The organism is Microbacterium sp. BE35 (assembly GCF_031457705.1).
Taxonomy (GTDB): Bacteria; Actinomycetota; Actinomycetes; order Actinomycetales; family Microbacteriaceae; genus Microbacterium; species Microbacterium trichothecenolyticum.
Genome location: NZ_JAVDXD010000003.1, coordinates 133,315 through 146,779, shown reverse-complemented (window position 1 = coordinate 146,779; position 13,465 = coordinate 133,315). Strand labels below are relative to the sequence as shown.

Annotated in this window: 14 protein-coding genes and 1 tRNA gene; 8 read left to right on the top strand and 7 right to left on the bottom strand. The window is 69.9% G+C overall.

Annotated features, from left to right (window positions below):
• Positions 1 to 63 precede the first annotated feature (63 nt).
• The 3 genes from J2Y46_RS12030 to J2Y46_RS12020 are packed head-to-tail and all read left to right on the top strand — an operon-like array spanning position 64 to position 2,968.
• Complete coding sequence (locus tag J2Y46_RS12030; RefSeq protein WP_310242572.1) at positions 64 to 522, top strand: MarR family transcriptional regulator; 459 nt, start codon at positions 64 to 66, stop codon at positions 520 to 522.
• Positions 519 to 1,751: an MFS transporter gene (locus J2Y46_RS12025; protein ID WP_310242570.1), complete on the top strand. Its 1,233-nt coding sequence runs from the start codon at positions 519 to 521 to the stop codon at positions 1,749 to 1,751. Before J2Y46_RS12030 ends, J2Y46_RS12025 begins: the two co-directional genes overlap by 4 nt.
• A gap of 53 nt (positions 1,752 to 1,804) precedes the next feature.
• A complete protein-coding gene (locus J2Y46_RS12020) occupies positions 1,805 to 2,968 on the top strand; it encodes an NAD(P)/FAD-dependent oxidoreductase (RefSeq protein ID WP_310242568.1) in 1,164 nt (387 codons plus the stop codon).
• Between the two features lie 71 nt (positions 2,969 to 3,039).
• Here the strand turns inward: J2Y46_RS12020 and J2Y46_RS12015 are convergent.
• Positions 3,040 to 3,112 (bottom strand) — tRNA-Lys (locus tag J2Y46_RS12015).
• A 94-nt stretch (positions 3,113 to 3,206) separates the two neighbouring features.
• On the opposite strand from J2Y46_RS12015, the gene J2Y46_RS12010 reads away from it, so the two are divergent.
• Positions 3,207 to 4,034, top strand: coding sequence for an inositol monophosphatase family protein (locus J2Y46_RS12010; protein WP_310242566.1), 828 nt, complete (start codon positions 3,207 to 3,209; stop codon positions 4,032 to 4,034).
• Positions 4,035 to 4,085: 51 nt separating this feature from the next.
• Positions 4,086 to 4,664, top strand: a complete 579-nt coding sequence (locus J2Y46_RS12005; protein ID WP_045297983.1) for a hypothetical protein — start codon at positions 4,086 to 4,088, stop codon at positions 4,662 to 4,664.
• Between the two features lie 19 nt (positions 4,665 to 4,683).
• Here the strand turns inward: J2Y46_RS12005 and J2Y46_RS12000 are convergent, their stop codons facing one another.
• From J2Y46_RS12000 to J2Y46_RS11980, 5 genes are all read right to left on the bottom strand, one after another.
• A complete protein-coding gene (locus J2Y46_RS12000; protein ID WP_310242563.1) occupies positions 4,684 to 6,255 on the bottom strand; it encodes a peptide ligase PGM1-related protein in 1,572 nt (523 codons plus the stop codon).
• Positions 6,252 to 7,388, bottom strand: coding sequence for a response regulator (locus J2Y46_RS11995; RefSeq protein WP_310242562.1), 1,137 nt, complete (start codon positions 7,386 to 7,388; stop codon positions 6,252 to 6,254). The genes J2Y46_RS12000 and J2Y46_RS11995 overlap by 4 nt, the downstream gene beginning before the upstream one ends.
• Positions 7,378 to 7,770, bottom strand: coding sequence for a response regulator (locus J2Y46_RS11990; RefSeq protein WP_045297985.1), 393 nt, complete (start codon positions 7,768 to 7,770; stop codon positions 7,378 to 7,380). The genes J2Y46_RS11995 and J2Y46_RS11990 overlap by 11 nt, the downstream gene beginning before the upstream one ends.
• Positions 7,767 to 10,016 carry a GAF domain-containing protein gene (locus J2Y46_RS11985; protein WP_310242560.1) on the bottom strand — a complete coding sequence of 750 codons (2,250 nt, stop codon included), beginning with the start codon at positions 10,014 to 10,016 and terminating at the stop codon, positions 7,767 to 7,769. Before J2Y46_RS11985 ends, J2Y46_RS11990 begins: the two co-directional genes overlap by 4 nt.
• 90 nt (positions 10,017 to 10,106) lie before the next feature.
• Positions 10,107 to 10,667 (bottom strand): Chromate resistance protein ChrB, encoded by a 561-nt coding sequence (locus J2Y46_RS11980; RefSeq protein ID WP_310242558.1) that lies wholly within the window; start codon positions 10,665 to 10,667, stop codon positions 10,107 to 10,109.
• A 53-nt stretch (positions 10,668 to 10,720) separates the two neighbouring features.
• Here J2Y46_RS11980 and J2Y46_RS11975 point away from each other — a divergent pair, with 53 nt between their 5' ends.
• Positions 10,721 to 11,260, top strand: coding sequence for a YaeQ family protein (locus J2Y46_RS11975; RefSeq protein WP_045297987.1), 540 nt, complete (start codon positions 10,721 to 10,723; stop codon positions 11,258 to 11,260).
• A gap of 8 nt (positions 11,261 to 11,268) precedes the next feature.
• Here the strand turns inward: J2Y46_RS11975 and J2Y46_RS11970 are convergent, their stop codons facing one another.
• Positions 11,269 to 11,682 carry an NUDIX domain-containing protein gene (locus J2Y46_RS11970; RefSeq protein WP_045297988.1) on the bottom strand — a complete coding sequence of 138 codons (414 nt, stop codon included), beginning with the start codon at positions 11,680 to 11,682 and terminating at the stop codon, positions 11,269 to 11,271.
• A gap of 49 nt (positions 11,683 to 11,731) precedes the next feature.
• Between J2Y46_RS11970 and J2Y46_RS11965 the strand changes: the two genes are divergently transcribed.
• Both J2Y46_RS11965 and J2Y46_RS11960 read left to right on the top strand, forming a co-directional pair.
• The gene (locus J2Y46_RS11965) at positions 11,732 to 13,213 is read left to right on the top strand and encodes an SDR family NAD(P)-dependent oxidoreductase (RefSeq protein ID WP_310242556.1); all 1,482 of its coding nucleotides are present in this window, start codon (positions 11,732 to 11,734) and stop codon (positions 13,211 to 13,213) included.
• Positions 13,207 to 13,437, top strand: a complete 231-nt coding sequence (locus J2Y46_RS11960) for a hypothetical protein (protein WP_045297990.1) — start codon at positions 13,207 to 13,209, stop codon at positions 13,435 to 13,437. The genes J2Y46_RS11965 and J2Y46_RS11960 overlap by 7 nt, the downstream gene beginning before the upstream one ends.
• Positions 13,438 to 13,465 lie beyond the last annotated feature (28 nt).

Here is a 13,465-nt window from a genome sequence, read left to right as displayed (position 1 = left end):
ACGAACTCTCGCATCTTCCCGGATTCGCATACCAGAGGTATATATCAGCGGTATGCTTCTTGGGTGACCCACGATCAGGACATCGAGACCCTCATCGTCGCCGCCCACGCGCTGACCCGCGTCGCGGCGCTCGAGACCGCCAACGAGACACCCGCCGCCCAGTGGCGCACCCTCACGATCCTCCGCGACAACGGAGTGCTCCGCATCGGCGAACTCGCCCGCCTCAGTCGGGTGACCCAGCCCGGCATGACGCGTCTGGTCGGCCAGATGGCCGACCACGGACTCGTAGCGAGGACGACGGATGCCGCGGACTCGCGCGCGACGGTCGTGGAGGTCACCCCGCTCGGCCTCGAAGCACTCCAGACCTGGCTGCTGCAGCTCACCGCCGCACTCGCCCCCCACTTCGACGACCTCCAGCCCGAGGAGTGGGACGCGCTGCGGACCACGGCATCCGTCCTCACGCGAAAGCTGGACCGCACCCGCGCCGCGTCCGCCTCCGACACGGCCGAGGCCACCCGATGAGCGCGCCCAGCGGCACCACGGGCTCGGTGTGGCGCCAGCCCGCGCAGGTATGGGCGGTCGCCTTCGCCTGCGTCGTGGCGTTCATGGGGATCGGCCTCGTCGACCCGATCCTCCCCGCCATCGCCGAGTCGCTGCAGGCGAGTCCGGTGCAGACCGAACTCCTCTTCACGAGCTATCTGCTGGTGACAGGGCTCGCCATGCTCATCACGAGCTGGATCTCGAGCCGCATCGGCGCGAAGGCGACGCTGCTCATCGGGCTCGCGCTCATCGTCGCGTTCGCACTGCTGTGCTCGCTGAGCGGCAGCGTCGATGCGATCATCGGCTTCCGCGCCGGCTGGGGCCTCGGCAACGCGCTCTTCATCTCGACCGCCCTCGCCACCATCGTGGGCGCCGCGTCCGGCGGCAGCGGCGCGGCCATCGTGCTCTACGAGGCCGCCCTGGGCCTCGGCATCGCGATCGGTCCGCTCCTCGGCGGCCTGCTCGGCGAGATCAGCTGGCGCGGGCCGTTCTTCGGCGTGGTGGCGCTCATGGCCATCGCGTTCGTCGCCGTCCTCGTCCTGCTGCGCGGGCCGAGTGAGAAGCCTGTACCGGTGCCGCTGTCGGCGCCCTTCCGGGCACTGCGCATCCCGTCGCTGGCCGTTCTCGCGGTCGCCGCACTGTTCTACAACATCGGCTTCTTCGTGCTGCTCGCCTTCTCGCCGTTCCCGCTGGGTTTCGGCGCCATGGGGATCGGCTTCACCTTCTTCGGCTGGGGCGTCGCCCTCGCGGTCACCAGCGTGTGGGTCGCCCCGCTCCTGCTGCGCGTCATGGCCCGCACCACCGTCATGCTCCTGACGCTGTCCCTGCTCGCGATCGATCTGGTCATCGCCGGAATCCTCGTCGAGGACGCCGCGGCCCTGGTGGTCTGCATCATCGTCGGCGGCCTGCTCCTGGGCGTCATGAACACGGTGCTCACGGAGTCCGTGATGGAGGCGACGGATCTCCCCCGTTCCGTCGCGTCCTCGTCGTATTCGGCGGTCCGCTTCCTCGGCGGCGCCGCCGCTCCTCCGCTCGCCGCGCTCCTGTGGCACCTGTACGGCCCGACCGTGCCGTACCTCTTCGCCGCAGCATCCGTCCTCATCGCCACCGGCACGATCCTCTTCGGCCGGCGCGCTCTCGCCCGCATCGACGAGCGCGAAGCGGATGCTGCCGATGAGGCCGCAGCCGTGCTGGTGGGCGACGCGGCCTGATTCCCCCGCCGATCGGCTCGCGGCGCCGGTCGTCGATCACTAGCGTCTGGGGTGTGGACCATTCGCACACGGACGTGCTCGTGATCGGCGCCGGCCCCGCGGGCCTCGCGGTCGCCGCGTGCCTCCGCCGCCGCGGGATCGCCGCGACCATCGTCGACTCCGGTGAGGCCGTCGGCGAGACCTGGCTTCGCCGCTACGAGCGCCTGCATCTCCACACGCCCCGCATCCAGTCGGCGCTGCCCGGCCTGCGCATGCCGCGCCGTTTCGGTCGCTGGGTCGCGAAGGACGACGTCGCGCACTACCTGCGTGTCTACGCTCGCCTCCACCACCTCCACCCTCACTTCGGGATCGAAGTGCAGCGGATCGAGCGCGAAGACGGCGTCTGGCGCGCGACCACCTCGAACGGTGACATCACGGCACGCCAGGTGGTGCTCGCGACGGGTTACAGCAACCGCCCGATCGAGCCGCAGTGGCCGGGGCAGGCGACGTTCACTGGCGAGATCCTGCACGCCTCCCGATACCGCCATGCCGCGCCTTTCGCCGGGCGAAGCGTTCTCGTCGTAGGGGCGGGCAACTCCGGCGCCGAGATCGCCGCCGACCTGGCCGAGCAGGGCGTCACCGAGGTGCGGCTGGCCGTCCGCACGCCGCCGAACATCGTCCCCCGTCAGCTGGGCCCCCTCCCGACGACCCTCGTCGCCATTCCGATGGACTTCCTTCCCGCGTGGTGCACCGACCCCGTGAACCGGCTCCTGCAGCGCCTGGTCGTGGGCGATCTCACCCCGTACGGCATGCCGCTCGCACGCTCCGGGCTCGTCGCGCAGCAGCGCGCGACAGCGGTCACCCCGACGATCGACGTCGGCCTCGTGGCCGCGCTGCGCGCCGGCACGGTGACCGCCGTCCCCGCGCTCGAGCGCTTCGAAGGGAACGACGCGGTCCTGGCGGACGGCTCGCGGCTCACCCCCGACGCCGTGATCGCGGCAACCGGCTACTCGACGGGCCTCCAGGGCGTCGTCGGCCACCTCGGGATCCTCGATATCCACGGACGACCGGCGTCGACCGGCGCCCGCACGCATCCTCGCGCGCCAGCCTTGCGTTTCGTCGGCATCCGGAGCCCGCTGAAGGGCCTCCTCCTGCAGATCAACCTCGATGCGAGGGCGGCCGCTCGAGCGATCTCGCGTGAGCTGCGCAGCCGACGCGTGCAGCGCGCGCGACGGTGATCCCCGACTCGCCGACGGGATCGCGCCGGACAGCAGAAAGGCCCCGGAGATTCCGGGGCCTTTCTGGTCGGTGCACCCCCTGGGACTCGAACCCAGAACCCACTGATTAAGAGTCAGTTGCTCTGCCGATTGAGCTAGAGGTGCGTTGTTCACTTACGAGGCGAACGAGGATCAACATTAGCATCACGATCGCGTCTCGTGAAATCGAGGTGAGAACGCCCCGGCTATCCTTGATTCCGTGACCTCCCCCTCCCCCGTTTCGACGTTCGACACGCCGTTCGAGGGAGACCTCCGGGCCGATCTCGATCTCGCGCTGCGTCTGGCGGATGCCGCGGACGCGGCATCCATGTCCCGCTTCGATGCGGCCGATCTCGACGTGCACCTGAAGGCCGACGCGAGCCACGTGACCGAGGCGGATCTCGCCACCGAGCGCGCGCTGCGCGACGTGCTCGAGAGCGAGCGCCCGGGCGATGGGGTGTTCGGCGAGGAGTACGGCATCACGGGCGATGCGGCGCGGCAGTGGATCATCGATCCGATCGACGGCACCGCGAACTACCTCAAGGGCATCCCGATGTGGACGACCCTCATCGCCCTCGCGATCGACGGCGTACCGCGCGTAGGAGTGGCGAGCCAGCCGGCGATCGGACGCCGCTGGTGGGCCGCGAGCGGCCTCGGAGCGTGGACGAACACGCCGGCGGGCGAGACCAAGCGCCTCGCCGTGTCGACGGTCGACACGATCGCCGACTCGAGCGTGAGTTTCCAGAGCATCGGGCAGTGGCGCGACGCCGGCAAGCTCGACGCCCTGGAGCGCCTGACCTCGTCGGTGTGGCGCGATCGCGGCTACGGCGACGCGTGGCCGTACATGCTGCTGGCCGAAGGTCGTCTCGAATTCGTCGCAGAGTTCGGCGTCAAGGAGTACGACATCGCCGCGCTGGTGCCGATCGTGACCGAGGCCGGGGGAAAGTTCACGTCGTTCGACGGCAACGACTCGCTCTCGGATCTCTCCTCGCTCGCAACCAACCGCGTGCTCCACTCGGCCTATCTCGACCTGCTCCACTCCGCGTGATCCCGCACTCCTGACACCCGACCGCCTCCCATCCCCCACGGAGCCCCTCTGATGCCTTCCACCCGCATCCTCGGCACAGCCGCCGCCCTCGCCCTCTCCGCCGTGCTCCTCTCGGCCTGCGCCGGAACGCCCGAGGCCGCGCCCGAAGACACCGGCAACGCGAAGACGCCGACCGCGGCCGCACCCGAGCCTTCGGCGACGCCCGAACCTGCGCCCGCGTCGACCGAGGACCCGACCTGCACCACGATCATCGGAGCGTCGGTGGTGGCCGACTTCGAGAGCCTCGGGTGGAGCTCGCAGGCGTCGCCGCTGTACATCGGCAGCACCGAGATCGAGGACGGCCTGCAGTGCATGTGGGCGGACTTCGAGGGTCCCGCCGGCGACCACGGGCAGATGTTCGGCTGGGCGCCCGTCTCCGACGCCGACGCCGTCGACCTGCAGGAGGAGCTCCAGTCCCAGGGCTGGCTGCGCGAGGAGGATCCCGCAGGCGTCTACATCACCGAGAGCGCGGACACCGCGATCGCGACGGATGCCGAGGGCTACGGCATGACGTACCTGTTCACGTCCGGCCAGGTGAAGGTCGCCGACACGAAGCAGGGCCTCCTACTGATCGAGTGGCCCAAGAGCTGACGCGCGGGCTCGGCGCGGCTCACTCGGGCAGTGCATGCTCCGTCCGCGCCCGCGCGGCCTCCTCGAGCACGATCCGGCCGCCGCGCTCGTAGAGCGCCATCGCACGCTCGGGCGTGTCGCCGACCGCCGTCATGCCGATGCGACCCTGTTCGGTGATCGAGCTGATCATGTGGAACACGATCCCCTCCTGCCGCGACCGGTCGAAGTGCAGGTCGTGGCGCGCCACGGCGTCGAAGAGGTCTCCCACCGAGAGCGCGCGCAGGTCGTCGCCCTCGAGGTGGTCCGTCGCGACCAGGTGCTTCGGCACGCCCTCCGGGGTGATGAACGCGCCTTCGTCGCCGTCGTAGCGGCCGTCGGTGAGGAACTGCAGGGTGAGGAACGGATGGGTCGTCCCGCCCTTGCGGAGATTCAGCTCGATCGCCCACGAGCTCCATTCGCCCGCAGCATCCCGCACGACGACGAAGTCCAGCGCGAAGCGCCCGCGCACCCCCATGTCCGCGAGGCGCCGGGCGACTGCCAGCGCCGGCTCGCTGATGAGCCGCGAGTACGCCGGATCGGCGGGGAACACGCAACCGAGGTAGCTCTGCCCGCTCGGACCGCCGAGCAGCTGGTCGTGGGTCGAGAGCAGCTCGATCGTGCGATCGGGCAGTACCCGCAGCTGCACGCTCGGGCTGAGGATCTCCTCGCCCACGATGCGCTCCTCGATGATGCCGTGCCGGGACGCGAGGGCGTCGAGCATGTCGGCAGGGCTCAAGGTCTCGACCTCCGGCTGCATCGCCTCAAGGGCCTGGACGATCGCGGCGCGGCGGGCGTCGCCCGCGAGCTCGCCCGCTCCGGTGAGGTCCACGAGCGCGTTGCCCGACCCCGACACGCCCTCGTCGAGCTTGAAGATCATCTGCCGCACCGTCGGCTTGTCGTCCAGCACCGCCTCGATCGCCCGCACGGCGTCGTCGCGGCTGCGCAGATCCTCGACACCGAGCGGATGCGGCACGCCGACGTCGCGGAACAGCCGCCGGCATCCGGTCTTCGTGCCGAGCGCGGCGAGACGGTGGTCCGCGCCGAACATCGGGATGCCGAGCACCAGCGCGAGATCGCGCTCGCGCTCGGTGGTGTTGTACGGGATCAGGTGACACCGCTCGCGGTCGGGGATGCTGCGGGCGATCCGTGCGAGCACCCGCGGCCGCTCGAGCACCTTCTCGCTGAGTGTGCGGTGCGTGCCGTCGCCCACCGAGACGAGCGTGAGCCGTGCCAGCGCGTGGCTCGGGATGACTCCAGGAAGGAGCGCGAGGTAGTACTCGATGATGCGGGGGTCGATGGGCTGCGAGGTGACGTAGGTCATACGCAGCATGGGCTGGCGCAGCAGCAGGAGAAGGAACAGGAACCGTTCCTCGTACGCCTGCACCATGGCCGCCGAGGTCGCGCGGCTGCCGACGGTGAGCGACGGGACGACGACGACCGATTCGTCCTCGAGGTTCTGCTGCATCGACGCCCAGACCCCCGGCATCCGTGCCTGCAAGCGGTCGAAGCGTTCATCACGTTCGGCGTCCGAGAGCGACGAGAGCGTCACCGGCGCCGTGTCTGTGAGGGTCATGGTGCGACTCGATTCTCGGGATGACGGATGCCGTCGACGGCGTACGCGCGGACGGCCCGGCTGAAGCCGCGAACGTCGAGCTCCCCCACCGGGCTCGCGGCGATGTGCTCCTCGACGGCGGTGAACGCGCGCTGTGCGACGAGGATCTGCCCGGCTGCGGCGGCTGCGCAGAGGCGGGCGGCGAGGTTGGTGACGCTGCCGATGGCGGCGTAGTCGAACCGGCCCTCGAAGCCGATCCGCCCGAGCGTCGCGTACCCCTGCGCGACACCGATGCCGATGCCGAGATCGATCGCGCGCCGGTGCCACTCGGCGGTGAGATCCCCCACCTTGTCGCGGATCTCGATCGCCATCTCGATCGCGCGGCGCGCCGGCTCGTCGAGCGGCAGCGGGTCGTTGAAGAACACCATGACGCCATCGCCGGTGAAGCGCTCAAGCGTTCCCTCGTAGCGGTCGATGAGCTCGCCGAGCACCACGTGGTACTCCGACAGCACGCCCATGACCTCTTCGGGCTCGCTGGCCTCGGCGAACGCGGTGAAGCCGCGCAGATCGCAGAAGACGACCACGATGTCCCGCCGGTGGCTCGCCAGCACCGCCTCGTCGCCGGCGTCGAGCACGACGTCGACGACCTGCCGCGACAGGAATCGCCGCAGCCGGTTCACCCGCTCGAGCTCCTCGACCTGGCTCGCGACCCTGGCCTCGAGTTCGACGTTCCAGCGGGCGAGTTCGGCGGCCTGACGCTCGATGGTGTCGTGGTACCGCTTCAGTCGTGCGAGCGACGCCACGCGCGCGATGAGCTCTGCCTGATCGAACGGCTTGCTCACGAAATCGTCGGCGCCGGCCTCCAGCGCGTGCCGCTTCTCCTGATCTCCGCTCGCGGTGATCATCACGACGGGGAGGAACCGCCATCGCGGCACCGCGCGGATGCGACGGCACACCTCGTAGCCGTCGATGCCCGGCATCATGATGTCGAGCAGCACGAGGTCGATGTCGTGCCGCTCGAGCTGCGCGAGGGCCTCCTCGCCCGAGGCGGCGGTGACGACGCCGTAGCCTCGCGGGCTCAGCACCGCGTCCAGCAGCCGCAGGTTCTGCTCGAGGTCGTCGACCGCGAGCACGAGGATCGGATCACGGGGCATCGGCGCGGCCCCTGCCGATGAATGCGCCCACCTGCCCGGGCAGTTCGCGGATGCTGATCGGCTTCTCGAGGTACCCGTCGAAACCCGACTCCTTCGCCCGTTCGCGGTCCTCGCGCATGGCGAACGCCGTCACCGCGACGACGGGCACGGCCTGCAGGGCGGGATCCTCCCGCAGTCGCCGCAGCGCCTCGTACCCGTCGAAATCGGGCAGCTGCAGATCCATCAGCACGAGGTCGGGGTCGCATGTCGCCGCGAGCGTGACCCCCTCCGCGCCGGTGACCGCGGGCAGCACCTCGTAGCCCGACGCCGTGAGCACGTCGCGCACGAGCTTGAGGTTGAGGGGATTGTCCTCGACGACGAGGACCCGGCGTCCGGCAGTCACGGCGCCTCCTCCGCGCCCGGGCTCGCCGCGACCGCGCCGGCGAGCGCTCCGACGTCGCGCAGCGCCCCGACGAGCGCGTCCCGGCGGACGGGCTTGACGAGGTACGCCGAGGCGCCCATCGCGAGCCCGCGCGCCCGCTCGTCCACGATCGACACCACGATGACCGGCACCGCGGCGGTGGCGTCATCCGCTCGCACGCGTCTCAGCACCTCCCAGCCATCCGTCCGCGGCAGACGGATGTCGAGCAGCACCGCCGCGGGCACGTGCCGGCGGATCGCCGACAGGCCCTCGTCTCCGTCGCGCGCGATCACGACGTCGACCCCGAGCCCGTCGAGGTAGGCCGAGGTGAGGTCGAGCGACGCGCGGTCATCTTCGACGAGGACGATCATCGGCCGTCCCGCCTCGTCGTCCGCCTCGGGCATCGCGATGGGCACGCGCCGCGGGATCGTGAACCCGAAGGTGCTGCCGACCCCGACCTCGCTCTCGAGCCGCATCGTGCCGCCGAGGATCGCCACGATCCGCCGGCACAGGGTGAGGCCGAGACCCGTGCCCTCTTCGCTCTGCAGTCCCCGCCGACCCTGCTGGAAGGACTCGAAGATCCGCTCTCGGTCCGCCGGCGCGATGCCGATGCCGGTGTCGGCGACCGCCACGGCGATCTCGTGCTCGCTTCCCCGGGCGGTCACCGTGACGCTCCCGCCGTCCGGCGTGAACTTCACGGCGTTGCTGAGCAGGTTCACGAGCACCTGCTTGACTCGCAGTTCGTCGGACTCGACCGTATCGAGGTCGGCCTCGACGTCGACGGACAGTCGGATGCCGTGCCTCGCGGCCCGCTCGCGCACCATCGACGCGCCGTACTCGAGTGCGGAGCGCAGCGAGAACGTCGACGGTTCGAGCTCCATGCGGCCGGCCTCCACCTTCGACAGGTCGAGGATGTCGTTGAGAAGCTGCAGCAGGTGCCGGCCTGAGCCGAGGATGTCGCGCAGGTACTCGTCCTGCCGGTCGTTGAGCTCGCCGAACATGCGCTCGAGGAGGACCTCCGAGAACCCGATGACGGCGTTGAGAGGAGTGCGCAGCTCATGCGACATGCTCGCTAGGAACTCGGACTTGTGGCGGCTCGCGATCTCCAGCTCGGCAGACTTCGTCTCCAGCTCGCGGAACAGCTGCGCGTTCCAGACCGCGAGCGCCGACTGGCTCGCGAAGTTCTCGAGGAAGTCCATCGTGTCGGCCGAGAAATCGCCGGGCGTGCGTCGGCGCACCACGAGCGCGCCGACGATCCGATCACCCCGGAGAACGGGCACTGCGACCATCGACCGCCAGCCGTCCTCGTGAAGCAGACGCAGGTGGATGTCGAGTTCGACATCGTCGAGGTCGGCTACGGCGATGGGATGCCGCTCCCTCGCAGCACGGCCGACGAGGGTGGTGTCGAGGTCGACCTTGATGCCGCGCAGCCGCTCGAGGAGTCGGTCGCTCGCGTACGCGCTTCTCACCGTGAACGCGCGCTCGTGCTCGACGTACTCCATGATCGAACCGCCGTCGCAGCCGGCGAAGCGCACCGCGTTCATGATGATCGTGGTCAGCACCTCGTCGAGCACGAGGCTCGAGCTCACCGCCTCGCCGACCTCGCTGAGGGCTTCGAGCTGATCGACCTTCCGCGCGAGCTCGACACTGCGGTCCTCGAGCGCACGCACCAGGTGGACCTGACGCACCACCACAGCCGCCTGCGTGGCGAAAGCCTCGAGGGCGGTGCGCGCGTGCGCGTCGAACGGGGCGACCTCGGTGCGCCAGAGCGAGATCACGCCCACGACCTCGTCGTCGAGCAGCATCGGCGCAGAGATCACGGTGCGGTAGTGACCCACCTTCTGCGCGTCCTGCCGCCCATACTCGGCATCGGCGAGGACGTCGTCGATCTGCTGCATCTGCCGATCCGTGGCAACGCGTCCGACGAGACTGGCGCGGTCGAGTCGGAAGGGGTGCGCGGCGATGTACGCGACCATCTCGTCGGGCACGCCGACCCACGACGACAGCACGAACCTGTCCCCGTTGATGAGATACACGTGGGCGGCGTCGGACCGGCAGAGCCTTCGTGCACTGTCCACGATCGTGTCAAGAGCCGAATCGGGATCCGAAGCCGAGCGCCCGAGTGCAAGCAGCACTTCGTTCATCGCTGCGAACTGCTCGGTGGCGTCGGTGTAGCCACGCTGGGGGGTTTCGAGTTCCCCCTCGCCGGCTCCATCCGAACGCTCCACGGGTGGCCTCCTCCCAGTGAGACCTCGCGTTCGCCGCGATGACAGGCCACATTGTCCTCGCGCTCGGGAGCGCTTTCAAGACGAGGGGGTTCAGCCGTGCGGAGCGCCCGGAAGGTTCGCGGCGAACACCTGCTCGGCGTAGCCCGCGAGTTTCTCGGTCACGTCTTCGAGTCGCAGCGCGGCGGCGGTGGCGATGTCGAGCTCGACGACGTTGCGGCGACGCAGGTCGCGGTGCCAGCGGCGCAGGCGCTCGAGGCTCTGCTCCTCCTCCTCGAGCTCGCCGAACGTGAATTTCTCCTTGGCGATCTCGCGGTCGATCTCGTCGGAGAACTTGCCGCAGTCGGCGAGGAACTCCTCCCATTCATCGGCGCGCGCGGCGATGAAGGCGTCGCGCAGCACCGCGATGTCGTCCTCCCCGTGCGAGGAGGCGGTGAGCACCGCCAGCGTTCCCCCGCCGCGCTCGGCGAGCTCGCGCACGGTCGGGAGAGCATCGGTGAAAGCCGGCAGGTCGGGGATAGTCCATGCGCCGGATGCCGCGGGGACCGCGCCGACGCGGCGAAGCTCGCGCCAGACGGCGACGCGGTGGCGCGACGGCTCCGCCGGGACCTTCGGAATGACCAGCAGCCAGGACACGGTTGCATCGGGCGTCATCGGAACACGGTAACAGGCGTTACATCCGCCGGCACCACGTAGGCTCGATTCCCATGGCGATCGGCGTGACGATGTACACCTTCGATATCCAGCTGGCCGACGTCGATCGGGGCGTCTACGAGGATCTCTCGGTGCGCGTGGCGCGGCATCCGTCCGAGACCGACGCCTTCATGCTGACCCGAGTCCTCGCGTACGCACTCGAGTACGAGGAGGGCATCGCGTTCAGCGAGGGCATCTCGGCCACCGACGAGCCCGCTGTGCTCGTCCGCGACCTCACCGGTGCGCTGGTGGCGTGGATCGAGGTCGGGGCTCCCGACGCCGCACGCCTGCACACGGGCAGCCTGGCCGGCGCGCGCGTCGCGGTGTACACCCATCGCGACCCCGCGAAGGTGGCGGCGCCCTGGGCGGCGAAGAAGATCCACCGTGCCGGGGAGATCAGCCTCTACAGCTTCGACTCGGGCTTCTTCGATGCGGCGACGGCGGTGCTCGAGCGCCGCAACACGATGACCGTGTCGATCACCGAACGCCGGTTGTACCTCGACCTCAACGGCTCATCGTTCGAGTCGGACGTCCACGAGGTCGCGGCAGGCTGACACGGGGGTCAGGGCAGGAAGTTCTCCCGCGCGAGCGGCGCGACCTCGAGCTCCCGGGCATCGGCGCGCGAGACCCACCGCAGTTCCTCGATCTCGGCGTCGGTCACGGGCACCTGGGCGCCGATGTCGGCGACGAACACGTCCGCCACGACGACGAAGCCCGGTTCGTTCGCCGCTGCCGCCGTGTACAGACCGAGCGACTGCAGCTCATCCGGATCCACCGAGAGGCCCAGTTCCTCGAACAGTTCGCGGCTCAGCGTCTCGGCCGGCGTCTCGCCCGGTTCAGGCTTGCCACCCGGCTGCATGAACGCGGTCGTTCCGGCTTTGCGCACGAGCAGCAGTTCGTCGCGGTCATTGACGATGACCGCGGCCGACACATGGATGCTGCGCGCCGACGTCGATGCCGGGTTCGAGGTGCTCACGAAGGCACGCTAACAGGAACCGCCGCACCGGCCCGGCGTAGAATCACGTGTGCTTCCCGATTCCCCCGAGCCCTCCGACCTGCCGCCGAGCGGCATCGACCCGGAAGATCTGGCGACCACCCTGCGGGTGCTCGCGATCATGCCGGGCGTCGACGAGTCGCACCCCGACTACGTGGCCGTGCGCCGTGCCACCGCCGCGATGTTCAAGGCCGTCAAGAAAGTGCGGCGCCGCGAGATCCGTGAGGCGATCGCCTCCGCCGATCGCGCGGTGGTCGCCGCCACCGCCACCGGGGCGCCGGACCGGATCGACGACGAGACCCGCGGCATCCCGATCAGCTCGTCCACCACGGCGGCCAGTGCAGGCACGCTCCTCAAGCCGCGTGCCTGCTACATCTGCAAACAGGCGTACACGGTGGTCGACGCGTTCTACCACCAGCTCTGCCCCACGTGCGCGGCCATGAGCCACGCGAAGCGCAACGCGCGCACCGACCTCACCGGCAAGCGCGCGCTGCTCACCGGTGGCCGCGCGAAGATCGGCATGTACATCGCGCTGCGCCTCCTGCGCGACGGCGCACACACGACGATCACGACGCGCTTCCCGCGCGATGCCGTGCGCCGCTTCAGCAGCCTTCCCGACTCGCCCGAGTGGATCGACCGCCTGAAGGTGGTCGGCATCGACCTGCGCGATCCTGCCCAGGTGATCGGTCTGGCGGAGGATGTCGCTGCCGCCGGTCCCCTCGACATCCTCATCAACAACGCGACCCAGACCGTGCGCCGCTCGCCGGGTGCGTACCAGCCGCTGGTCGACGCCGAGCTCGCGCCGCTGCCCGATGGCCCGCTGCCGGAGCTCGTCACGTTCGGCCACACGAACGACCGTCACCCGCAGGCGCTCGAGCGCTCCGTGACAGCGCACCCGATCCTCGCCGCGGCAGCCGCCCGCGCCGACGAGCTGACCGAGCAGGCCATGGCCGCGGGTTCCAGTTCCCTCGAACGTCTCGCCGCCGGCACCGCCATCGACGCCGGCGGGCTGATCCCCGACCTCGACCACACCAACTCGTGGGTGCAGAGCGTCGAAGAGGTCGACCCCCTCGAGATGCTCGAAGTGCAGCTCGCGAACACGACAGCGCCGTTCCTGCTCGTGTCGAAGCTGCGCTCGTCGCTCGCGGCGAGTCCGGCACGCCGCACGTACGTGGTCAACGTCAGCGCGATGGAGGGAGTCTTCAATCGCGGGTACAAGGGGCCGGGGCATCCGCACACGAACATGGCCAAGGCGGCCGTGAACATGCTCACGCGCACAAGCGCGCGGGAGCTGTTCGAGACCGACCGCATCCTCATGACCAGCGTCGACACCGGCTGGATCACGGACGAGCGCCCGCACCCGACGAAGGTGCGGCTCGCCGAGGAGGGCTTCCACGCACCGCTCGATCTCGTCGACGGCGCGGCGCGCGTGTACGACCCGATCGTGCGCGGCGAGGCCGGCGAAGACCTGTTCGGGGTCTTCCTCAAGGACTACGCGCCCGGCCAATGGTGAACCTGCCCGAGCCCGGTCACCGGGTGGTCGTGCGCTACATCCTGCCGACGGGTCAGGCGACGGACGCCCTCGGCGAACTGCTGAGCGCGGATGCCGATTCCGTCGTCGTCGACGGCAAGCGCGGCGTCGAACGCATCCCGCACGGCGCGATCATCGCCGCGAAGGAGGTGCCGCCGCCGCCTGCTCCCCGCGCGCCGCGGCATCGGTCGGACGACGAGACCTGAGCCGCGGGGAAGAACTTCGCCCCGTCGG